A 21,842-nucleotide genomic window follows, 5' to 3' on the forward strand; every position below is an offset into this window, starting at 1 on the left:
ATGACGGCCACCTCCCAGCAGCGCCCGCGCTCCAAGAGTTTTGGCGACCGCGTTCGCGAGCTGCGCGAGCGCGCCCGCCAGGAAGCAGGCCTTGATTACCAGCTGCTGCGCCTAATCATCTTTTTCCTCGTGGGCATCGGCGTGCTCATGGTCTTTTCTTCCTCCATGGCTACCTCCCTGACCGAGGACGGCGGAGTATGGAACCAGGCATTGCGCCAGTGCGTGATGGTGTTCTTGGGCCTCGTTGCCTTTTGGTTTGGTCTCAAGGTGTCGCCGCATACCCTGCGCAAATGCGTGCCGTGGATTGTGGGCTTGTCCATCATTTTGCTCATCGCCGTGCTGATCCCCGGCGTGGGCACCGGCCGCGAGGAGGTAGGTTCCCAGTCCTGGATTTACTTGGGACCGTTCTCCCTGCAGCCCTCGGAGCTTGCCCGCGTCGCCGTAGGCATGTTTGGTGCCACCGTGTTGGCGGATAAGGAGCACAAATCCATGAAGGTGACGGATCCCTTCATGATGTACTCCCTCATTGCCGGCGTTATGTTCTTGCTCATCGTCTTTCAGGGCGATTTGGGCATGGCTTTGTCCTTTGCCCTCGTGGTTGTCTTCACCCTGATTTTCGCGGGCGTCGACTGGCGCGTCCCCGCGACCATCGGCGTCGCAGCCGTGTGTGGTTTGCTGTTTATCTTCCTTTCTGGCGGCTTCCGCTCCAACCGCTTCCACACCTATTTCGACGCCCTAGTGGGCAATATCTCCGATACTCAAGGTACGGGTTTCCAGTCCTATCAGGGCTTTCTCTCGCTTGCCGACGGCGGCTTCTGGGGCGTAGGCATCGGCCAATCCCGTGCCAAGTGGTTCTACCTTCCCGAGGCGAAGAATGACTTTATTTTCGCCATCGTGGGCGAGGAACTCGGCTGGTGGGGCGGTGCGCTCGTCATCGTGCTATTCGCCGCGTTGGGCTATGTGGGCCTGCGCACCGCAATGCGGGCGCAGAACCAGTTCCAGTCCCTGCTCGCCGCAACGCTGACCATCGGTGTGGTTACGCAGGCCTTCGTGAATATCGGCTACGTCATTGGTTTGCTGCCGGTGACCGGTATTCAGCTGCCCATGATTTCTGCCGGCGGTACCGCGGCTATCATCACGATTGGCTCGATGGGCATTCTGTGCAATGTGGCGCGTCATGAGCCGATGCAGATTTCCGCCATGCAGAACTTTGGCCGCCCGCTGTTCGACCGCCTCCTTTTCATCGGCGAGCCGCAACCGGTGCCGAAGCCGAAGAAGAAGGGCCGTCACGCTCGTCCGCAGGAGCCGCGATCCCGCGTGCGCGAGGAGCGCTTTGGCCGCCCCGTGACCGGAAGCGGCCGCCGCTATCCGCGCGCCGAGCGCCGCTATCGCTAGGTGGCGCTGGTAGCCTTTAGGCTATGAATTCCACGCCTATTTCCGTCGTCATCGCAGGTGGCGGCACCGCCGGACACATTGAACCCGCCCTCGCCGTGGGCGAAGCTTTGCGCGAGCGCCACGGCGCACGCATCACCGCTCTCGGTACCGAAAAGGGCCTCGAGCGCGATATCATTCCCGCACGCGGCGTGGACCTTAGCCTGATAACCCCCGTGCCAATCCCGCGCAAGGTCAACGCGCAGCTCTTCAAGCTACCGTTCAACCTCTCCCGCGCGGTGGGAGAGGCCAAGCAGATACTCAAGGACGTCGAGGCGGATGTCGTCTTCGGCACCGGCGGCTACGTGGCCGGGCCGGCTTATATTGCTGCGCGGTCCCTCGGTATCCCGTTCTATGTTCTTGAGACCAATGCCTTGGCTGGAATGGCCAATAAGCTCGGCGTGAAGATGGGTGGCATTGGGCTCAACGCCCACCCGGATTCTGGCATGCCGGGCGAGGTCGTTGGCATCCCCGTTCGCCCGAGCCTGGCGGAGGACCCGAATGGCAACCTGGCCGCAGACGCGCGCACCAAGTGGAACTTGGCCGAGCTTCCCACCATTCTCATCACCGGCGGCTCCCAAGGCGCGGCCAGCATCAACCGCGCCGTTGCTGGAGCGGTGGAGGACTTGGCGCAGGACTTCCAGCTCCTGCACGCCTATGGCAAGAAGAATGACCCGCCCGCAGAACACCCGAACTACGCCGCACTGCCGTATATCGAGGACATGGGCTCCGCACTTGCGGTAGCCGACCTCGTCGTGTGCCGCTCCGGCGCGATGACCGTTGCCGAAGTATCCGCCGCAGGCCTGCCGGCCATCTACGTTCCGCTGCCGCACGGCAATGGCGAACAGGCGCTCAATTCCCGCGAGGTGGTCGAGGCAGGCGCCGCCATCCAGATTCCGGATGCGGAGCTGACCGCAGAGCGACTCATCTCCGAGGTACGCGGCATTCTCGATGACCCGCAACGCCTCGAGTCGATGACGCACGCCGCCGCCCATGCCAGCGCCGGAGACGTGGCAAATTCCATCGCAGACCGCATCGCCGCCCGCGTATCCGAGGCCGAAGACGCGGCTGGAAGGAAGGATAAGTAAATGACTGATCCCGCACACTACGATCTGCGCCGCGTCCACCTCATCGGCATTGGTGGTTCCGGCATGTCAGGGCTCGCGCGAATCCTCGCCGCTCGCGGCGGAGTGGTCACAGGTTCCGATGTCAAAGACTCCACCCCGGTTGAGGTGTTGCGCACCATGGGCGCCAAGGTCGCCATCGGTCACGCCGCGGATAACCTGCGACTGTCTGGTGAACTGCCCACCGTCGTGGTTACTTCTTTTGCCGCCATTCCCCAAGACAACCCGGAGCTAGTGGCCGCAAAGGATAACGAAATCCCGGTAATTCGCCGCTCCGATCTGCTCGCCGCCTTGATGGAAGGCCACAAGCAGGTGTTGCTGGCTGGCACCCATGGCAAAACCTCCACCACGTCGATGACCGTGAGCGCGATGCAGCACGCTGGTCTCGATCCTTCCTTTGCCATCGGCGGCCAGCTCAATCGCGCGGGTACCAATGCCCACGGTGGCACCGGGGAAGCTTTCGTTGCCGAGGCCGATGAATCCGATGCCTCCCTGCTGCGCTATAGCCCCGACGTTGCGGTCCTCACCACCATCGAGCCCGATCACCTCGACTTCTTCCACAGCGAGGAAGCGTATATCCAAGTCTTCGATGACTTTGCTGATTTGGTCACCCCGGAGACCGGCTACCTCGTTGTGTGCGCCGAAGACGAGCACGCTGCCCGGGCTGGCGAGCGGGCGCTGGAGCGCGGGATCAACGTCGTGGCCTACGGCTCGCCGGAGAAGTCTTTTACCTCTACCGTGCCGCTGGCCGCCGAGCTGGTCCGCGAAGAGACCACCGCGGAAGGCATGGACACCACCGTCAAGCTCGACCTTCCTGGCGTTTCTGAAACCGTGCGCTACGAGCTGCAGATCCCAGGCCACCACATGGTGCTCAATTCCATGGGTGCCTTGATCGCCGGTGTGCTCTCCGGCGGCGCCCCGGCTGCCATCGCCGAGGGATTGGCTGTCTTTAGCGGTGTGCGCCGGCGCTTTGAGTACCGGGGGAGCGTCGACAAGCAGGGCAAACCCGTGCGGGTCTTTGATGACTATGCCCACCATCCCACCGAGGTTGCGGCAGTGCTGCGGGCCGCACGCGCCAAGGTCGAGGCTGAAGGCCACGGCGGGCGCGTCATCGCCTGCTTCCAGCCGCACCTGTACTCACGTACCATGGAATTCGACGCCGAGTTTGCCCAAGCACTCTCGCTTGCCGACGCCGCCGTAGTACTCGACATCTACGGCGCCCGCGAACAGCCCGTGGAGGGAATTACCTCTCGCATCATTACCGATAAGATGCCCGCTGATATGCAGGTCATCTTCGAGCCGGATTTTTCCGCCGCTGCCCGCGACGTCGTGTCGGTGGTGGAGCCGGGCGATGTGGTGCTGACCATTGGTGCTGGCTCGGTAACCATGGTGGCAGCAGAAATCCTCGATGAATTGCGGGCAAGCTAGTGCGTGTATCCGCAAAGCTCATCGCTGGGGTCATCGCCGCAATTGTCGCTGTGGCCCTCATAGCGGCCGCCGTGATGTGGACAGTTCCCGTCCTGAAGGTACGCAATTTTCAGGTGGAAGGTGTCCACCAGCTTGATCCCGCACAGGTGGAGGAGGCCTCTGGGGTTCCCAAGGGCGAAAATTTGCTACGCGTGAACGCGCGTGAGGCAGCTTCCGGCGTTGCTGGATTGGACTGGGTCGATTCGGCGACAGTCTCCCGCGATTTCCCTTCGACCTTGACCATCAACGTGTCCGAGCACAAGGCCGTGGCGTTTGTAAAGCGCGATAATAAGCCCTACCTGATCGATGATAAGGGCGAGGAATTTACCTCCGCTGAGCCTCCGGCGGGCGCGGTTGAGGTGACCGGCTCCGTCGATAGTGGCTCCCCGCAAACTCAGGATGCCGTGCGGGCGATCGCAGCGCTTTCCGACGATGTCCGCAACCAAGTAGCAAAGCTCGAAGTAGCGGGCGAGTACTCGCTGACTTTCACCACTAAAGATGGCCGGCGCGTCTTCTGGGGTGCCAGCGATTCCAACGATGAGGACAAGGCGCATGCCTTTGCCACAGTATTGAAGATGGAAGGCCGCGAGTGGAATATTTCCAACCCTGAGTTGGTCACCACACGCGGATAGGGCGACGGGTGCCCCCGCAGGTGCTTTTTATCGCTCTTGTGGGCCCGTGCAGCACCGCTTAGGCGTGTGCGCTGCACGGGCTCTTTTTAGTACCTGAACCATGGGGCGGATGATACGGGTGTGACTTATAAAACCGCAGGTGAGAAACCCTAAAGTGGAACTTGAGGGTCTCGACACGCGGAAAATGTGCGTGAAAATTACACCGCTGTCGTTAAAGATGGAAAGGAACGCGATTCGCCTTCGGCGGAGCGCATTACATTCCTCGTTTAATGCACGTGCAGACTTAAAGTAGCGAAAGGTGAGACCTACTCACATGATCTCTTCCAATAACAATCTCGCGGATATCAAGGTCGTCGGCGTCGGCGGCGGCGGCGTCAACGCCGTCAACCGCATGATCGAAGAAGGCCTCAAGGGTGTTCAGTTCGTCGCCATCAACACCGACTCCCAGGCCCTTATCTTCTCCGATGCAGACACCAAGCTCGACATTGGCCGTGAGGCCACCCGCGGCCTCGGTGCCGGCGCTAACCCTGAGGTAGGCAAGACCTCCGCAGAAGATCACAAGTCCGAAATTGAAGACGCCCTCGAGGGCTCCGATATGGTCTTCGTGACTGCCGGCGAGGGTGGCGGCACCGGCACCGGTGCTGCTCCGGTCGTGGCGTCTATCGCGAAGAAGATGGGTGCGCTGACCGTCGGTGTTGTCACCCGCCCGTTCAAGTTCGAAGGCGCTCGCCGTACCCGCCAGGCCATGGCCGGTATTGAGGAGCTGCGCGAGGTCTGCGATACCCTCATCGTCATCCCGAATGACCGCCTGATGCAGCTCGGTGGGGAAGAGCTTTCCATCGTCGAGGCTTTCCGCGCTGCCGATGAGGTGCTGCACAATGGTGTACAGGGTATTACCAACCTGATCACCATTCCGGGCATGATCAACGTCGACTTTGCGGACGTTCGCTCCGTCATGTCTGACGCTGGCTCCGCGCTGATGGGCATCGGTTCCGCCCGCGGTGATAACCGCGCCATGACCGCTGCTGAGCAAGCCATTAACTCCCCGCTGTTGGAATCCACGATGGAAGGCGCCAAGGGCGTGCTGCTTTCCATTGCAGGTGGCTCCGATCTTGGCCTGCACGAAGTAAACGCCGCTGCCTCCATGGTGGAAGAGCGCGCTGACGAAGACGTCAACCTCATCTTCGGTACCATCATCGATGACACCCTGGGCGATGAAATCCGCATCACCATCATTGCCACCGGTTTCGATGCCGAGGCCAATATGACCCAGGCCGCTGCGCAGCAGCAGCCTGAGCAGGAACAGCGCAAGCCGGGCTCCCTTTTTGACAATCGCCAGCGCGAAGCCGCAGAGCCCGTCACCCCGGCACCGGCGCAGCCTGCCGCTGCTCAGCCGGTACAGGATGACTACTCCCCGCGCCACTCCTACGAGCCGCGCGCCGGCCAGGAGCGAGAGCGCTACACCCCGCAGCGCCCTGCCGAGGAGCGTCGCCCAGAATCTAGCGGTCTGTTCACCAACTCTGACCGTTTCTCCCGCGAGGAGCGCCGCGATGACTACCGTTTGTCCCGCCCGTCCCAGCGTCGTGACGATGACGGTGACGACGATCTGGACGTGCCTTCCTTCATGCGCTAAGCGCAAAGCGCTACGCTGGTGTGCATGCCAGTAAACGAGGAACATCGCACCACCCGCCCCGTCCGCATGGTTTTTACTAGCCGTGCTGGCGGGGCGTCTGCTATTCCATACGATTCCTTTAACTTGGGGCACCACGTCGGCGATGACCCCGACGCGGTTTCCGCTAACCGCGAGCGCCTGAAGCGCGTGACCGGTCTGGACGATATCGTGTGGATGGAACAGCTTCACACCAATACCGTCACCGTCGTTGATGGTCCACAGGACGAGCTCGTGCCAGCCACAGACGCAATTGTCACCACCCAGCGCCGCTTGGGCTTGGGCGTTCTCGTTGCGGATTGCACGCCGGTGCTGCTTGTCGACGTCGCCGCTGGCGTCATCGCCGCCGCCCACGCCGGCCGCCTTGGCGCCCGCAACGGCATTGTGGTCAATACCGTGCGCGAAATGCAGAAGCTTGGCGCACAGCCCGAGCGCATTCAGGTGGTTATGGGGCCGGCTGCTTCGGGAAAGAACTATGAAGTGCCCGAGGAAATGGCCACTGACGTCGAGCGTCGCTTGCCCGGCTCCAAGACACGGACGTCGAAGGGTACGTGGGGCATCGATGTGCGCGCAGGGCTGATTCGCCAGCTTATGGGGCTAGGTATCACCGCGATTGAATCCGACCCGCGCTGCACCATCGAAGACGAAGACTTCTTTTCCTATCGACGCGAAGGCGTCACCGGCCGCCAGGCTGGACTAATTTGGTTGGAGGCTAAGTAATGTCAGACCGAAAGGCACAGCTAGAACAAAACCTAGCGGCCACCCGTGCCGAGATTGAACGGCTAGCAGCGCAGTCAGGGCGAAAACCACCGCAGCTGTTGCCGGTGACGAAGTTTCACCCAGCTGCCGATATTGCCCTGCTGGCAGAGCTAGGAGTTACCGACGTCGCCGAAAACCGGGAACAAGAAGCCCGCGCCAAGGCAACCGAGCTGCCGCAGCTGCGTTTCCACATGATTGGCCAAATCCAAACCAAGAAGGCCAACCACGTAGCCCGATGGGCAGCCAGCGTGCATTCGCTTGATTCCCTCAAGCTCGCCCACGCGCTGGAGCGGGGAGTTTCCTTAGCCAAGGAACGAAGCGAGCGTGAAAGCAATTTGCCGGTATTTATTCAAGTCTCCGCCGACGGTGATGGTGCTCGCGGCGGTGTTTCTCCTGAGGCGCTCGATGAGCTCGTGCGTGCCGTGGAAAAAGCGCAGCACCTAGAACTTGCCGGACTCATGGTGGTTCCGCCACTTGATGCCGATGCTGGCGAGGTATTTCGAAACGTCCGCGGAGAGGTAGATCGTCTATCCTCTGAGCTTAACCGACCGCTGAAAATGTCTGCTGGAATGAGCGCGGACCTGGCCGAGGCAATTGTTGCGGGCAGCGATATCGTGCGTGTCGGAACCAGTATCATGGGACCGCGACCAGTAGGTTAAAAATATCGCAAAAGCGCATTTCACAGCGTAAATCACATGAGTCACACCAGACACATTTTACGCGTTTAGACTTGTACAAATTTAGGTCAGAGGGAGACCCAAAAATGTCATTCATTGATAAGACGAAGGATTTCTTCGGGCTGGGCCCGGTGGACATCGAAGAGGACGATGCCTACTACAACGAGGAGCCGCGTTACTCCGAAAATAGCTCCTCGGCCTACGCGCCTCGCCGCGCCCCGCAGTCCTATGAGCCGGCCCCAGTGCAGGAGGAATTCGTTCCGACCATCGTGGCTATTTCGCTGACGTCTTTCAATGATGCAGCCAAGGTGGGCGAACCTTTCCGTGACGGTGATGCCGTTGTCTTCGAGCTGACTGACGCAGAAAAGGCCACCGCCAAGCGCTTCATCGACTTCGCTGCCGGCCTCTGCTTCGGCCTGGAGGGTCGTATGCTCAACCTCACCAAGGGCATGGACACCGAGCGCAAGGTCTTTTCTATCGTGCCTAAGTCTGCGGACATTGCAAAGCACGAGCTCGAGCGCGCCGCAGGCTTGCGCTAAAGCAGCAGGTCTCACTTAGCCCCCGTGGGGTGCCGATTGGGCATCTGCGGGGGTTTATTCGATAGGCTCGGTTATTGTGACACAACTCGGAATTATTCTTATCCTGCTCGTGCGGATCTATACGTGGGTGCTCATCGCTCGCATAATTATTGAAATGATCCAGTCCTTCTCGCGGCAGTTCAACCCTCCACGCTGGTTCATGGTTGTAGCGGAGCCTCTGTTTGTAATTACGGATCCGCCGGTCAAAGCGTTGCGCCGCCTGATCCCGCCTCTGCAAATGGGTGGCGTAGCGCTTGATGTATCGGTGCTTGTGCTGTTCGTCTTGCTCTCGATACTCACAATGATTTTGCGGATAATTTTCCTGAGTTAGCACCCCCGTCGCCTCGAAACCTGTGGTAAACGTTGAGACTCGGCGGGGCGTCGATTATTGTGGGCGTTTGGTTACGATAAATCGCGATAACCCGTATTATGAACCACATGTACCTTTGTGGGGAAGGTTTAGTTAGACCTGAACCGCACTCCTAAGGCCCTGGAAGCTCCGGGGTTGTACCAACCTGAAGGGGAAGAGAAGACATGCCACTGTCACCAGCTGATGTTCACAACGTCGCGTTCAGCAAGCCGCCAATTGGCAAGCGCGGCTACAACGAAGACGAGGTGGATCAGTTCCTCGACCTCGTAGAGGACGCCCTTGCCCAGCTGCAGGATGAGAACGAAGACCTGCAGGCGCAGGTTAGCGATCTGAACTCCCAGGCCAAGGCGGGTGCTGGCGCCGGTGCTGCTGGTACCGCAACTGCGGCTTCCACCCGTACCGATGAGGCTGCGCTGCGCAAGGAGATTGAGGCCAAGCTGCGCGCCGAGTACGAAACCAAGCTGGCGGACTCCAAGTCCGAGGTTTCCCGTGCCAAGGAAGAAACCAAGAAGGCACAGGAGCAGGTTAAGGCTGCCCAGGCTGAGGCTTCTAAGGCGCAGGCGTCTGGCTCCGCTGCTGCTTCCTCTTCTGCAGACCTGAAGGCAGCCCGCGAGGAGGCTGCTCAGGCGAAGAAGGATGCAGAGGCAGCCCGCGCGGAGGCAGCACAGGCTAAGAAGGAACTCGAGGCCTCCAAGAAGGAAAACGACGAGCTGAAGAAGTCCGCTTCTGCAGCTGGTTCTTCCAAGGCTGGTGCAGCGGCTGCGGGTATCGCAGGCGCTGGTGCTGCTCAGACCGCCGATGGCCTGGCTACCCCAGAAACCCACATGCAGGCTGCCCGCGTTCTGGGTCTGGCACAGGAGATGGCAGATCGCCTGACCTCTGAGGCTCGTGCAGAGTCCGAGTCCATGCTGTCCGAGGCGCGCACCGCCGCCGAGAAGCAGCTGACCGACGCCGATTCCCGCTCCAAGGCACAGCTTGCTGACGCCCAGAAGAAGTACGACGCCCAGCTGCAGGATGCAGATTCCCGCTCCAAGAAGCTGGTATCTGACGCTGAGGCTAAGGCAAAGCAGACCGAGTCCGATGCTTCTTCCCGTGCCGAAGCACAAATCCGTCAGGCCGAGGAGAAGGCTGCTTCGCTGCAGGCCGATGCCGAGCGCAAGCACACCGAGGTTATGAACACCGTCAAGCAGCAGCAGACCGCACTGGAGGCTCGCATCTCCGAGCTGCGCACCTTCGAGCGTGAGTACCGTACTCGCCTGAAGACCCTGCTGGAGTCTCAGCTGGAAGAGCTGGCTACCCGCGGCACCGCCGCACCGAACGGCGAGGCTGGCAACAACTAAGCCACCCCGTTCTTCTTAGCGCCCCCGCCACCGCGGCGGGGGCGCTATTGTTGTTTTAGACCGTAGTGTCTTAGCCCGCTCCTACCGAAAGGAACCATTGTGCTCGTTGCCGCTTTAGTTCTCGCCCTCGTGGCATTCGTGGCCTTGGTCAACTTCGTTATCTCGGGAGCCGATTGGTCGTTGTATATCGTTTTTGCCGCTGCTGGACTCGGACTTGTGTGTTTCATCCTGGACTGGGCGCATAAGCATCGCGCTGACAAAGCCCAGGCAACTGAATCGCCTGAGCAGGAGGCTTTGCGCGCAGCCTTTCGCGAGGACTAACGCCGCGAGACCCCAAGCCTTCGGTAGCAGGCATGCCAATAAGGCGCACTAGGCGCCTTATTTCGCAGTCGGGTTCTAGCAGTCGGGCGGTTGCCACCGGATCTGTCCGTTGGTTCGGGCAAGTCGCCCGCGCAGCGGAGGGGCATTGGGATCGTCATCGTTGGCGCCATTGTGGTACGCGCAAGCTGTGGATAAGTTCGCGATATTGGTCAATCCACCGTGCAACCACGGCTCCAGATGGTGAATTTGGCATTCATCGGCAGGCTTAGCGCACCGCGGCCATGGGCATACCGGATTTTCCGCGCCCGCCATCAACCGCTGCTTAGCATTGGCGAAGCGCTCCGTGCGGTACAGGTTCACCGCGCCTTCATAGGGGCTCACCAGGGTAATGAGCCCATGCTCCTTTAACGTGCGGCGCACATACTGCGCTCCCGTAAGCGTTGCTCCGTTGGTCATCTGCAAGGTGATTTCCTCGCCATCACCGTTGACGATGCGCACGTAGTCCTCAAGCCGCACGATGACATTGGTTACCACGGTGCTTCGTTGCGCCGTATCTCCTCCGAAAAACGTATCTTCCACTACATCTAACGGCTTCCTATCCTGGTTTTCCACCGCCGCGTGAAGATCCGCAATAAACGAAGACGAGCCGTCGATCGCTAGCGTCCACGGCGCATCCTTGCGTCTGATGATGCGTATACCAGGCTTCACCTTGCGCTTTTTCTTCGGAACCTTGGATTGCGCCAGCTTTTCTAGTGCCGCTGCTGTGGCCTTGGTGGTGCATAGTTGTTCGCGGAGAACCCAGGCGTCGAAAAGCGTGGGCATCTTGCGCGCATACTTTTCAATGATGGATAGAGCAACAATGGAATGCCCATTGTGCTGAGCACCTTCGATAGCACGACGACGCTTCCTCGTGAACTTGGTCGTGCCGCAGTACGCCTCTTTTAGCAATGCCAACTCGCGGGCCGTCTTTTCAGCGGCACCTCGCGCGCAGAGGTCCTCCTCGGACATGCCTGCGCACCCGAGGACGATGTCCATCCCGGGTGCCATGGCTGCGAGGTAAGTATCTAGCGCGTTCACGACTCACAATTTATTTCCCCCCGCAAGCCCTCACAAGGGAAAATTTTTAGCCTGTGGATAACTTATTGTGCTCGAAGATTCAGGGGCGCTATACTGTGGCCTACACGCAGTGATCCGGCCATCACCGGGGAGCAATTCAGAAGAACAGCCAGTGTGGCCCAGTAGAACTGAACGGGTGGGACCGTCAACTCCTTCACCGAAACGAAGCGGAGCCTGCGGGCTCAAGCAGGGTGGTACCGCGAGCCTTATTGGCGCGTCCCTGCACCGTGTTAAGAGTGAAGGATAATTATGGCGAAAAAGATTTACCCCAAGGTCGACATGACGGGTGGCTCCAGCCGCTTCCCAGATATGGAAGAGGAAGTCCAGAAGTACTGGAAGCAGGATGATACCTTCCAGGCTTCGCTAGAAAAGACCAAGGACTGCCCAGAGTACATCTTCTATGATGGTCCTCCATTTGCCAATGGTTTGCCGCACTATGGCCACCTGCTGACCGGTTATGTGAAGGATATCGTCCCGCGCTACCGCACGATGGCTGGCAATTTCGTGCCTCGTGTCTTCGGCTGGGATACCCACGGTCTGCCCGCTGAGCTGGAGGCGGAAAAGCAGCTGGGTATCACTGAAAAGGCGCAGATCGAGGACATGGGCTTGGAAAAGTTCAATGAATACTGCGCTAAATCCGTGCTGGAGTACACCGACGAGTGGGAAGAGTACGTCAACCGCCAGGCCCGCTGGGTGGACTTTGACAACGGCTACAAGACCATGGATATCAACTACATGGAGTCGGTCATGTGGGCGTTCAAGGAGCTTTATGACAAGGGCCTCATCTACAAGGGCTTCCGAGTTCTTCCGTACTCCTGGGCGGAGCACACTTCTTTGTCCAACCAGGAGACCCGCCTGGATGATTCTTATAAGATGCGCCAGGATCCGACCCTGACGGTTACCTTCCCCGTGGAGGGCGCGCGCGAGGGAAGCGCGGCAGAAAAGACGTTGGCGGAGCACCCTGCGCTTGCCGACGCCTCCTTCCTCGCCTGGACCACCACCCCCTGGACCTTGCCTTCGAACGAGGCCTTGGCGGTTCATCCAGAGGTTTCTTACGTGCTTTTTAAGGCTACGGAGGGCGATTTCGCTGGCCGTACCTTCATCATGGCGGAAAACCTGCTGTCCACCTTGGAGAAGGAACTGGGTGAGGCCGAGGTACTGGAGTCCTTTACCGGCGCGCAACTCGAGGGCTTTACCTATGAGCCTATCTTCGGCTTCTTCCCGGATCTGCGCAATGCCTACCAGGTCTTGATCGCTGATTACGTCACCACAGAGGACGGCACCGGTGTGGTACACCAGGCTCCTGCGTTTGGTGAAGACGATATGAATACCACCAACCAGTACGACATCGAGCTGGTTATCCCGGTGGATGAGGATGGCAAGTTCACCTCGCAGGTTCCGCCGTATGAAGGCCAGCTGGTCTTTGATGCAAATAAGGACATCATCAAGGACTTGAAAGCCGCTGGGCGAGTGGTGCGACACGTAACCATCGAGCACTCCTATCCGCACTCGTGGCGCTCGGGCGAGCCGCTTATCTACATGGCGCTGCCGGCGTGGTTCGTGAAGGTGACCGAGTTCCGCGATCGCATGGTGGAGCTTAACCACAAGGAGATTGAGTGGCTACCGGAGCATATCCGGGATGGCCAGTTTGGCAAGTGGCTCGAGGGAGCACGCGACTGGAATATCTCCCGTACCCGCTACTGGGGTGCACCTATCCCAGTGTGGATGTCCGATGATGACAACTATCCGCGCATGGATGTCTACGGCTCCTTGGACGAGCTGGAGCGCGATTTCGGTGTCCGTCCGGAGTCGCTGCACCGTCCGCACATCGACGAGTTGGTGCGCCCGAACCCGGATGATCCGACCGGTAAGTCGATGATGCGCCGCGTGCCAGACGTGCTGGATTGCTGGTTTGAGTCCGGCTCGATGCCGTTTGCGCAAAAGCACTACCCATTCGAGAACAAGGAATGGTTTGAAACCCACTCGCCGTCCGACTTCATTGTGGAATACTCCGGTCAGACGCGTGGTTGGTTCTATGTGATGCACGCGCTGTCCACCGCGCTTTTTGATCGCCCGGCGTATAAGAAGGTCGTGGCCCACGGCATCGTGCTGGGCAACGATGGCCTTAAGATGTCTAAGTCCAAGGGCAACTATCCGAACGTCAACGAGGTCTTTGATCGCGATGGTTCGGATGCCATGCGTTGGTTCCTGATGTCTTCGCCTATCCTGCGCGGAGGCAACCTCATCGTGACCGAGCAGGGCATTCGCGAGGGCGTGCGCCAGGCTATCCTGCCTATCTGGAATGCCTATACTTTCCTGCAGCTCTACGCAGAGAAGGAAGCAAAGTTCGACACCAGCTCCGCGCATGTTTTGGACCGCTATATCTTGGCTAAGACCCACGATGTCGTGGCCAATGTTGAAGCGGCGCTTGCTGATACCGATATCGCCACGGCAACCGAAGAGGTGCGCCTTTTTGCCGACGTCCTGACCAACTGGTACGTCCGTCGCTCACGCGATCGTTTCTGGGAGGGCGAGGACGCCCATCCTGAGGCGTTTAATACCTTGTACACCGTGCTGGAGACTGTGACTCGCGTGGTGGCACCGCTGCTACCGCACGTGGCGGAGGTTATCTACCGCGGGCTTACCGGTGAGCGTTCGGTGCACCTGGCAGACTACCCGCAGGCCGCGGATTACCCGTCTGATGCAGATCTCGTCTCTGCGATGGATGCGACCCGCGCGGTGGCCTCGGCAGCGTCCTCGGTGCGCAAGTCCAATAAGCTGCGCAACCGCTTGCCGCTGCCGAAGCTGACGGTGGCCCTCGACGGGGCGCAGCGCCTGGCAGACTTTGCCGATATCATTCGCGACGAGGTCAATGTCAAGGAAGTTGAGCTTACTGACGACGTCGATTCGGTTGGCACCTTCCAGGTTGTCTGTAACGCGAAGGTCGCCGGCCCGCGGTTGGGCAAGGACGTGCAGCGTGCCATCAAGAACCTCAAGGCGGGCAACTACGAACGCCGCGGCGATGAGGTTGTAGTGGACGGCGATATCGTGCTTGGCCCGGATGAGTACACCGAGCGCCTGCAGGCAGCGAATCCGAAGTCGACCGCGCGTATCGAAGGTCTTGACGGCCTGGTAGTACTTGATACCGAGGTGACCGAAGAGCTCGAGGCCGAAGGCTGGGCGGCGGACGTTATCCGCGGCCTCCAGGATGCCCGCAAGGCTTCTGGGTTCGAGGTCTCGGATCGCATCGCGGCCGTACTCTCTGTCCCCGAGGAGAAGAAGGCCTGGGCGGAGCGTCACGCCGACCATATCGCCGGTGAAGTGCTCGCCACCGATTTCCTGGTGACCACCGAGGCGCTCGATGGTGCGGATGTGCACGAGGTGGTGAAGGGGGTTAGCGCTACCGTCGTCAAGCAGTAGCGCGTACGTTGCCACCTAAAAAATGATTGCCCAGCCAGTGCGGCTGGGCAATTTTTTATGAGTGATAGGACTTAACGGACCGGGCCAGGCAGGTGGGCGCGCCAGCCGAGGACCACGTTAATGAGGCAGCACAGTGCGAGCACGGCGCCAATGAGGAATAGGGTGGTAAAGCCGACCAGCGGTGCGAGTGCGCTGAAGGCCATGGGGATAAAGAAGCCGGTATAGGACACCGAGTAGTAGACGGCGGTGAGGCCGGCGAGTTCTTCGGCGCGGGCGATGCGTTGGACCTCGGAGAGACCGGCGACCAGGGCGAGGCCGTAGCCTGCGCCCATGACAGCTGCGCCGGCGATTCCGAGCGGCAGGGAGCGAGTATGGGAGGCAACCGCGCCGAGGATGGTGCCCACAGTGATAACGCCCATGGCAACTGCGGAAGCGCGGGCGGAGCGGCTGGTATCGATGACCTTGCCGAGCATCTGGATGCCGACGCCGCAGCCCAAGGTGATAACGGTCATCAGGCCCGAGAAAGCGATGGGGGCATCGCCAGCGGACTTGGACAAAAGCTGGGGCAGGAGGGCATAGGCGGCGCCAGCGCAGCCGAAGACCCACGGGGCGACCGGCAGGACAATGCGCACGAAGCGGCGGTGTGCTGCGGAGGGAATGTGCAGCATACGCAGCATGTCGCGGATGCTTAAGTCAAGGAAGGTGTCTTTTACCGTGGCGCCACGCGGTGGGCGAGTCTCCGGTGTCTTCATCAACCAGATGGCGGTGGCAACCGTGAGGAGGATGTGCAGGATATACGCCAAGTGGGTGGGCCACGGACCCCATTGGGCCAGTACCGATGCGAGGCCGGCGCCGATGAGGAAACCTAAGGTCAGGCACATGGAGGCGTGGCGCGGCCCGGCAGCTGGATCGCCGCCAGCGCGGGTGATGAGCTCTGCCACCCATGTGGAGCCGACAGCCATGACGATGCCCAAAGCCAAGCCGCACATGATGCGGCCCACGGCGATGACGAGCGGCTCGTTCGGCGCGATGGATAAAAGGAAAGAACCCAACAGTGACAGCGGCGCGGCAGGCAGCATCGTGGGGCGGCGGCCAATGTAGTCCGAAAGCGGGCCAGAAATCAGCAACGCCGGCACGATGCCGAGCACATAGGCGGCCAAGAGGCCATTGACGGTGACCTGCGAGAAGTGCGACTCCTCGCGGTACATAACTAGGAGAGGGGTGAACTCATTGCCGCCCCACGCGACAGCAACCATGCTGCCAGCGACGGGAAACCATGAGTGTTTGGCAAACTTTTCGGTCATAGTTGATTCCTCGAGTTGGTTAGGTGGGTGTCCAATGCGGAAAGGTAGGCGTCGAGGTCGCCGGCGCGGAGGGCATCGGCAAGCGTGCGGTGCTGATCCACGAAGGTGCGGGCGCGGGCTACGTTGCGGCCAATGGCTGTAGCGGTAAAACGCTGCTGGCGTTCGCGCAGCTGGTGTCCCAGCCCAGCCAGCAGGGTATTGGTACCGCCATCCATGATGATCTGGTGGAAACGCGCATCAAGATGCGTATAGGCATGCAGGTCTGCGCCATCCAACGCAGCGTCTTGTTCCGTGATGGTCGCGTCTAGCTGATCAGCGATGTCCGCGCGCTCGGTGTCAGGCATGGCGCAGATTTTCTCAGCGCAGTGCCTATCTACGAGCAAGCGTGCTTCATAGACCTCGCGAATTTCCTGCGGGCTGATCGGCACGATGAGCGCACCACGCCTGGGGTAGAGCTGTAGAAAGCCTTCGACCTCTAGGCGCAGGAACGCCTCGTGCATTGGGGTGCGGCTAATTCCCATTTCGGTAGCCAGGGAGGCCTCGGAAAGCATCTGCGAGGGCTCGAAGGAGCCATCAATGATCTTCTCTTTGACGAAGTCATAGGCGCGCTCCGCGGCGGGCTGCATTCGTTCATTGGACATGCATCCATCTTGCATGCAAGCTTGTATGCAAGCAAAATATGAGTGGGATTTGTGGGGAACGAATCTAGTAATGTAAACGTGTGACGTGGCACGTATCAGGGTCGAAGAGTAAGCCGTGGCCCATGCCGACCCAGCCGATGAAGGGGGTGTCGGCAAGCGTGTGCGGGGTGTGGACGTGCCCAAGGACCCAGGCATCGGCCTCGGAGGCCTGTAGCTCAGCCACGGAAAGCGGCAGGCAGGTGCCTTTAGAAAACTCACCGGTGACGGAAGAATGTAGGAGGCCGAGGACGGGCCGGTTGCTGCGGCGGGGAGGAAGCTGGAGGTGGCGCGGGTCCGGATCGGTGGCCACCGCTGCGGTTAGAACCGTGGTATTTCCTATGCGAAAGGTATGCACCTGCGTGCCGTGGACTGTGACCTCGGGCGGGAAGTCCAGGTTGTGGTGGGTGTCGTGGTTGCCGGAAATGAAGTGGACTTCGCTGAACAGAGTGACAGCATGGGTCATAACGGTGTGGACCTGAGGCACAAACTCGGCCGAGTTAGCGTTGCGGTCAATGATATCGCCCAAGCACACGCACGCCGTGGCCCCTCTATTGGCGGCAACCTCGAGTGCCTGCAGGGCCCAGTCCAGCCCAGGAGCGCCAGGGAGACCTAAGTGGAGATCTGAAAAGACGAAGATGCTAGCGGGCATGTGCGGCCTTTCGGTTGTGCTGCCAAGACGAGGGGAAATACGTGCAATGGCGATTGTTTCCTCAGGGCTGTGGTGTCGATATCTTCGGCTCGGACAGTAAGGAGTGAGGCGAGTTGTGGACTCCGTGTGCAACTATGGAGGCTTCATAGGCTGAGGGTTACTTTCTAGAGAAAGTGTCTTTGAAAACCTAAATAGATGACTTTGCGGGCGGGTGGCGATGAGATGGAAGGAAATTAAAGCTTTAATTAACGGCATGCAAACACCCAGGAGTGCATGTGGAGGTGCGCCTATTAGACTGGGCCGCATGCAACGCTGGGTTTTACATATCGACATGGACGCGTTTTTCGCCTCCGTCGAGCAGCTGACCCGGCCTACGCTGCAGGGGCGTCCCGTTTTGGTGGGAGGCACCAGTGGGCGCGGCGTGGTGGCCGGCGCCTCCTATGAGGCGCGCGAGTACGGCGCGCATTCGGCCATGCCGATGTATCGCGCGCAGCAGCTTGTTGGGCTTCGCGCGGTGGTAGTGCAGCCGCGCCGGGCGGTGTATGCGGCGGCGTCGCGGCGTGTATTTGGCATCATCGCGCAACACGTGGAGGTAATCGAGCAGCTTTCTATCGATGAGGCCTTTATGGAACCCGCCTCCTTGGAGGGGGCGAGCGCGGAGGAGGTCAAGCGCTGGGCGGATGAGCTGCGCGCGCTCATTCGGGAAGAGACGGGTCTGCCGTGCTCCATTGGGGCGGGATCGGGCAAACAATTTGCCAAGATCGGATCGGGCGAAGCGAAGCCTGATGGCACCTTTGTTATCCCAGCGGAGCGCCAGCTAGATATGTTGCACCCCCTTGCGGTGAACAAGCTGTGGGGAGTCGGACCGGTGACCGGGGCGAAGCTCAAGTCCATCGGCGTAGAAACCATTGGGCAGCTAGCGGCAATGACGCGCAAGGAAGTAGAGATTTCCATCGGCAGTGTGGTGGGGCTGCAGCTATGGCAGCTGGCCCGCGGCATTGATGACCGTGAGGTGGCGCCGCGTGCTATTTCTAAGCAGATTTCTACCGAGCACACCTACCCGAAAGACTTGCAGACCGCCCCCGAGGTCGATGCAGCCATCACTCGCGCGGCGGAGGGCGCTCACCGTCGTTTGCTTAAGGACGGGCGCGGCGCGCGCACCGTAACGGTGAAGCTGCGCATGGCGGATTTTCATATCGAGTCACGCTCAACTACCTTGCCGTACGCGACTGACGACGCCGCCGTGCTTACCGCTGCCGCCTTCAAGCTTGCCCGCTACCCCGATGAGCTGGGGCCCATCCGCCTGGTAGGGGTGAGCTATTCAGGGCTAGAGGCCGCTCGCCAAGACGTGCTTTTTCCGGAGCTCGACCGTGAGATCGTGCGTCCTGCACCGGCGGATACGGACTATGAGACTGGGGTGAGCGACGACGCAACACCGGCCATTCCAGCGCCTACGGTGACGGTGGAAGAAGAAACCGATAACCAGTGGCACGCCACGCAGGATGTTTTCCACCCCGATTACGGCCACGGTTGGATTCAAGGCGCCGGCCACGGGGTAGTGAGCGTGCGCTTTGAAACCCGCACCACGGGTCCCGGCCGCACCACATCCTTCGCGGCCGACGATCCCGCGCTCGTGCCAGCAGACCCGCTCGACTCGCTGGATTGGCAGGACTGGCTGACCAGCGAGGACTAGCCCTCCTGGGCAAAAAGCTCCGCCGGATCGGTGCCGGTTGCTAGCGCCGCCGCGAGCAGGATTCGCGCTTGGCTCGGTCGGAACCATCCGGCGTTGATGGCGCCACGTTTCCCCAGGCTTGCGCCACCACCGTCTCCACCGTAAGCCAGCGCCGTCGGGCCATAGGGTGTGCGGGTAGAAATGATGACAGGGAGGCCGGCGTGGAGGGCGTCGGCAAGCGCGCGGCCCATGTCCTCGCCCATATTTCCCGAGCCCATGGCCTCCACAATGAGACCGGAAGTGGGGGAGTTTACGGCGGCGTCGACCAGCAGGCGCCCCGCTCCCGGATAGGCGGGGATGATCTCGATACGCTGCGACGCCAGTGGGGCAGGATTCAAACGCGGGGTGGTGCCAGGAACACGCAGTGACTCAAACCCGCGCAGGTCACTGGTGTGTCGCTTGCGCGCACCGCGCGCCGGGATGGTCTCGCCGCCGAAGCAGAGGAAAACCCCAGGGCGCCCGCTGGCCGCAAGCTCGCGGGCAGCGCGCAGATTGGTGGGGCCGTCGGCCGCGGGGTGATCGTAGGCGCGCTGCGCGCCCGTAAGCACGATGGGTTTTGCCCCTGCACAGAAAACCTCCAACGCCAGCGCGGTTTCCTCCATGGAGTCGGTGCCATGGGTGATGATCACGCCACCGATATCCTCGCGCGCGGTGTGCTCGTTGACTACTGCAATGAGCTCATCGAGGTCCGCCAAAGTAATAGAGGACGAATCGAGCTGGCGAAACTCCACTACCTCGGCGTCGATTTCAGCGGCAAGGTCTGCGCCGGAGACGGTGGGAACCAGGGAACCATCGGCCACGGTGGTGCACGCGATCGTGCCGCCGGTGGCGATCAAAGCAAGTTGGGTCATGCACTCAAGGTTAAAGAAATCTCCGCCCACGCGGCGGGCGCAGCCCGGAAAAAGCTGGTGCAGCTGTAAACTGATGGGAGTTTAGAACCCAGACGTGAGGAGTTAGAAGTGAAATTCCGCAAGTTTAGCGCCGCGTGCCTCGCACTGACCGCGGCCACCGCCCTGGCCGCCTGCTCTTCCGACGACGAGCAGGACGATACCGCCGCCACCAACACCGAGGCGCAGGAATCCGCCTCTTCCGACGGCGATTCCGCCGCCCCAGCGCTGCCGTCCCCGGCGGATCTCAATGCCATCCTGGCCAAGGCCACGGATCCGAACGCTTCTGAGCAGGAAAAGACCGCCACCGTGCAGGGCGGCGAGACCGCACCGGAAATCTTTGACACCATGGCACAGTCCAAGCAGGAATCCGGCGCCGAGTTCGAGGTCGTCGATCCTGTGCTTCCGGGCTATGACCCGCAGTCCGTGCTGACCACCGTGAACTTCACCACCGCTGACGGCCAGCAGCAGACCGCTGACCAGGTGGAGTTCGTGTACGAAGATGGCACCTGGAAGCTCTCCAAGGCGTGGGCTTGCACGCTCATCCAAAACACCGTGCCGCCGGAGCAGGTTCCGGAGATGTGCGCGGATACCGGCGCCGGTGCCTCCGCACCTGCCCCGGCACCGGCCGAGGGCGACGCTGCCCCGGCTGAAGGCGACGCCCCCGCGGCCGGCGCCGAGCAGGCCCCAGCCGAGGCCCCTGTAGAAGCCCCGGCCGAGTAACTAGGAAAAGTTCAGCTCCGTCAGGCTCGACTGCACCACGCGCAGTTCCGAGCCGGCGGCGCCATAAATGACCTTCGTGTCGAAAGACACGTTACCGCCCACGGGCAGCGGCTTGCTCAGGTCTACCGTGATGTTGCCCTTGGACTGGGTGCTGGAGTCCACAACCTTGAGCTCCTTGTCCTCCAACTCCGTGCCCTGGGCCTGACCCTCAAAGGACAGTGCGCCTAGCGACGGCCGCTGCTCTACCTCCACGTTGAGCTTGACCTGGTCGCCTTCGATGGAAGCGACCGTATAGCGCGTGGTCTGCAGCAGGGTGGACTCGCCGGTAACGCGCGAATCCACCGTCCAGCTCGCTCCCTTGCCTACCTCCTCGGTGGGGAAAACCACGGGTAGGGCCGTCAGCTTCATAATCGCCTGTTCCACGGAGCCACGGGCTTCATCCGTGGCGTCTTGGGGTGCGGCCAAGCGCAGCGAATTCATCTGGCCATTGTCTTGGCCACGCCAGCCAAATTGGAATCCCTCGGCCGAGGAGACGTCGGTGTCGCCAGAAGTTTCCGGCGCACCGGCCGTGACAAAGGCATTGCGGGTGGCGGGCAGCTGATCTTCGACATCCTCGCTGGCCTTATCTACCTTGGCCGATAGCGGCAGGGTAGTGGTGGTGGATTCGACGTCGGAAGCCCGAAACTTCTCGGCCGCGGACTTTTTGAGCAGGTCCTGCGAAAAACCCTCGGTAACGCGGTAGTTCACGTCCTGCGTGGAGTCGATATCGCGGTATTCCAGGAGCTTTTTCTCCCCGGTGCCGGGATTGTCCACGGTGACGCGTGGGGCGTCGATAGTCAGGCCAACGGGCTGTTCTACCGCGGGTCCAGGCTTTTCATAGGAACACGCCGTAAGCGCTACGGCGGCTGTGGTCAGGGCTGCAAAAACTTTGACTCGAAACACGCTTACCAAAATACCGGACGC

20 protein-coding genes are annotated in these 21,842 nt (G+C 60.8%); 14 read left to right on the plus strand and 6 right to left on the minus strand.

Annotated elements, in window-relative coordinates; translation table 11 throughout:
- The 11 genes from QP324_RS05090 (at window position 1) to QP324_RS05140 (ending at window position 10,368) form a co-directional block, all read left to right on the plus strand.
- Complete coding sequence (locus tag QP324_RS05090; protein WP_284814850.1) at window positions 1-1,395, plus strand: FtsW/RodA/SpoVE family cell cycle protein; 1,395 nt, start codon at window positions 1-3, stop codon at window positions 1,393-1,395.
- A gap of 23 nt (window positions 1,396-1,418) precedes the next feature.
- Window positions 1,419-2,519, plus strand: a complete 1,101-nt coding sequence (gene murG / locus QP324_RS05095; RefSeq protein WP_284814852.1) for an undecaprenyldiphospho-muramoylpentapeptide beta-N-acetylglucosaminyltransferase — start codon at window positions 1,419-1,421, stop codon at window positions 2,517-2,519.
- Entirely contained in the window at window positions 2,520-3,983 is a 1,464-nt protein-coding gene (gene murC / locus QP324_RS05100; RefSeq protein ID WP_239278950.1) for a UDP-N-acetylmuramate--L-alanine ligase, read from the plus strand.
- Window positions 3,983-4,654 carry a cell division protein FtsQ/DivIB gene (locus QP324_RS05105; RefSeq protein WP_239278948.1) on the plus strand — a complete coding sequence of 224 codons (672 nt, stop codon included), beginning with the start codon at window positions 3,983-3,985 and terminating at the stop codon, window positions 4,652-4,654. Before murC ends, QP324_RS05105 begins: the two co-directional genes overlap by 1 nt.
- A 313-nt stretch (window positions 4,655-4,967) precedes the next feature.
- Window positions 4,968-6,287, plus strand: coding sequence for a cell division protein FtsZ (ftsZ, locus tag QP324_RS05110; RefSeq protein WP_284768541.1), 1,320 nt, complete (start codon window positions 4,968-4,970; stop codon window positions 6,285-6,287).
- A 24-nt stretch (window positions 6,288-6,311) separates the two neighbouring features.
- Window positions 6,312-7,043, plus strand: a complete 732-nt coding sequence (pgeF, locus tag QP324_RS05115; RefSeq protein WP_284814855.1) for a peptidoglycan editing factor PgeF — start codon at window positions 6,312-6,314, stop codon at window positions 7,041-7,043.
- Complete coding sequence (locus tag QP324_RS05120; RefSeq protein WP_284814857.1) at window positions 7,043-7,741, plus strand: YggS family pyridoxal phosphate-dependent enzyme; 699 nt, start codon at window positions 7,043-7,045, stop codon at window positions 7,739-7,741. Before pgeF ends, QP324_RS05120 begins: the two co-directional genes overlap by 1 nt.
- 104 nt (window positions 7,742-7,845) lie before the next feature.
- Window positions 7,846-8,298 carry a cell division protein SepF gene (locus QP324_RS05125; protein WP_005324522.1) on the plus strand — a complete coding sequence of 151 codons (453 nt, stop codon included), beginning with the start codon at window positions 7,846-7,848 and terminating at the stop codon, window positions 8,296-8,298.
- Between the two features lie 76 nt (window positions 8,299-8,374).
- A complete protein-coding gene (locus QP324_RS05130; RefSeq protein ID WP_239278943.1) occupies window positions 8,375-8,668 on the plus strand; it encodes a YggT family protein in 294 nt (97 codons plus the stop codon).
- A gap of 203 nt (window positions 8,669-8,871) precedes the next feature.
- Window positions 8,872-10,047, plus strand: a complete 1,176-nt coding sequence (locus tag QP324_RS05135) for a DivIVA domain-containing protein (protein WP_239278942.1) — start codon at window positions 8,872-8,874, stop codon at window positions 10,045-10,047.
- Window positions 10,048-10,146: 99 nt separating this feature from the next.
- Window positions 10,147-10,368: a hypothetical protein gene (locus tag QP324_RS05140; RefSeq protein WP_049377639.1), complete on the plus strand. Its 222-nt coding sequence runs from the start codon at window positions 10,147-10,149 to the stop codon at window positions 10,366-10,368.
- Between the two features lie 75 nt (window positions 10,369-10,443).
- On the opposite strand, the gene QP324_RS05145 is transcribed toward QP324_RS05140, so the two are convergent.
- Complete coding sequence (locus QP324_RS05145) at window positions 10,444-11,445, minus strand: HNH endonuclease signature motif containing protein (protein ID WP_284814860.1); 1,002 nt, start codon at window positions 11,443-11,445, stop codon at window positions 10,444-10,446.
- Window positions 11,446-11,733: 288 nt separating this feature from the next.
- Here QP324_RS05145 and ileS point away from each other — a divergent pair, with 288 nt between their 5' ends.
- Window positions 11,734-14,904 (plus strand): isoleucine--tRNA ligase, encoded by a 3,171-nt coding sequence (gene ileS / locus QP324_RS05150; protein ID WP_284814862.1) that lies wholly within the window; start codon window positions 11,734-11,736, stop codon window positions 14,902-14,904.
- 71 nt (window positions 14,905-14,975) lie between these two features.
- Here ileS and QP324_RS05155 read toward each other — a convergent pair whose 3' ends face one another.
- The 3 genes from QP324_RS05155 to QP324_RS05165 all read right to left on the minus strand — a co-directional run bounded on the left by QP324_RS05155 (window position 14,976) and on the right by QP324_RS05165 (window position 17,537).
- Entirely contained in the window at window positions 14,976-16,208 is a 1,233-nt protein-coding gene (locus QP324_RS05155) for an MFS transporter (RefSeq protein ID WP_239273597.1), read from the minus strand.
- Entirely contained in the window at window positions 16,205-16,849 is a 645-nt protein-coding gene (locus QP324_RS05160; protein ID WP_198491687.1) for a GntR family transcriptional regulator, read from the minus strand. Before QP324_RS05160 ends, QP324_RS05155 begins: the two co-directional genes overlap by 4 nt.
- A 64-nt stretch (window positions 16,850-16,913) precedes the next feature.
- Window positions 16,914-17,537 carry a metallophosphoesterase gene (locus QP324_RS05165; RefSeq protein ID WP_239273598.1) on the minus strand — a complete coding sequence of 208 codons (624 nt, stop codon included), beginning with the start codon at window positions 17,535-17,537 and terminating at the stop codon, window positions 16,914-16,916.
- 304 nt (window positions 17,538-17,841) lie between these two features.
- Here QP324_RS05165 and QP324_RS05170 point away from each other — a divergent pair, with 304 nt between their 5' ends.
- Complete coding sequence (locus QP324_RS05170) at window positions 17,842-19,230, plus strand: DNA polymerase IV (RefSeq protein ID WP_284814867.1); 1,389 nt, start codon at window positions 17,842-17,844, stop codon at window positions 19,228-19,230.
- On the opposite strand, the gene QP324_RS05175 is transcribed toward QP324_RS05170, so the two are convergent.
- Complete coding sequence (locus tag QP324_RS05175) at window positions 19,227-20,120, minus strand: asparaginase (RefSeq protein WP_284814869.1); 894 nt, start codon at window positions 20,118-20,120, stop codon at window positions 19,227-19,229. The two genes, QP324_RS05170 and QP324_RS05175, sit on opposite strands and share 4 nt — an antisense overlap.
- Before the next feature lie 108 nt (window positions 20,121-20,228).
- On the opposite strand from QP324_RS05175, the gene QP324_RS05180 reads away from it, so the two are divergent.
- A complete protein-coding gene (locus QP324_RS05180; RefSeq protein ID WP_049377625.1) occupies window positions 20,229-20,879 on the plus strand; it encodes a hypothetical protein in 651 nt (216 codons plus the stop codon).
- Here QP324_RS05180 and QP324_RS05185 read toward each other — a convergent pair whose 3' ends face one another.
- The gene (locus QP324_RS05185) at window positions 20,880-21,821 is read right to left on the minus strand and encodes a hypothetical protein (RefSeq protein ID WP_284814870.1); all 942 of its coding nucleotides are present in this window, start codon (window positions 21,819-21,821) and stop codon (window positions 20,880-20,882) included.
- Window positions 21,822-21,842 lie beyond the last annotated feature (21 nt).

Source organism: Corynebacterium sp. UMB0012 (assembly GCF_030216265.1).
GTDB lineage: Bacteria > Actinomycetota > Actinomycetes > Mycobacteriales > Mycobacteriaceae > Corynebacterium.

Coding starts and splice junctions, on each gene's coding strand:
- QP324_RS05090 (WP_284814850.1), top strand. CDS start 1: ATGACGGCCACCTCCCAGCAGCGCCCGCGCTCCAAGAGTTTTGGCGAC.
- murG (WP_284814852.1), top strand. CDS start 1,419: ATGAATTCCACGCCTATTTCCGTCGTCATCGCAGGTGGCGGCACCGCC.
- murC (WP_239278950.1), top strand. CDS start 2,520: ATGACTGATCCCGCACACTACGATCTGCGCCGCGTCCACCTCATCGGC.
- ftsZ (WP_284768541.1), top strand. CDS start 4,968: ATGATCTCTTCCAATAACAATCTCGCGGATATCAAGGTCGTCGGCGTC.
- pgeF (WP_284814855.1), top strand. CDS start 6,312: ATGCCAGTAAACGAGGAACATCGCACCACCCGCCCCGTCCGCATGGTT.
- QP324_RS05120 (WP_284814857.1), top strand. CDS start 7,043: ATGTCAGACCGAAAGGCACAGCTAGAACAAAACCTAGCGGCCACCCGT.
- QP324_RS05125 (WP_005324522.1), top strand. CDS start 7,846: ATGTCATTCATTGATAAGACGAAGGATTTCTTCGGGCTGGGCCCGGTG.
- QP324_RS05135 (WP_239278942.1), top strand. CDS start 8,872: ATGCCACTGTCACCAGCTGATGTTCACAACGTCGCGTTCAGCAAGCCG.
- ileS (WP_284814862.1), top strand. CDS start 11,734: ATGGCGAAAAAGATTTACCCCAAGGTCGACATGACGGGTGGCTCCAGC.
- QP324_RS05155 (WP_239273597.1), bottom strand. CDS start 16,208: ATGACCGAAAAGTTTGCCAAACACTCATGGTTTCCCGTCGCTGGCAGC.
- QP324_RS05160 (WP_198491687.1), bottom strand. CDS start 16,849: ATGTCCAATGAACGAATGCAGCCCGCCGCGGAGCGCGCCTATGACTTC.
- QP324_RS05165 (WP_239273598.1), bottom strand. CDS start 17,537: ATGCCCGCTAGCATCTTCGTCTTTTCAGATCTCCACTTAGGTCTCCCT.
- QP324_RS05170 (WP_284814867.1), top strand. CDS start 17,842: ATGCAACGCTGGGTTTTACATATCGACATGGACGCGTTTTTCGCCTCC.
- QP324_RS05175 (WP_284814869.1), bottom strand. CDS start 20,120: ATGACCCAACTTGCTTTGATCGCCACCGGCGGCACGATCGCGTGCACC.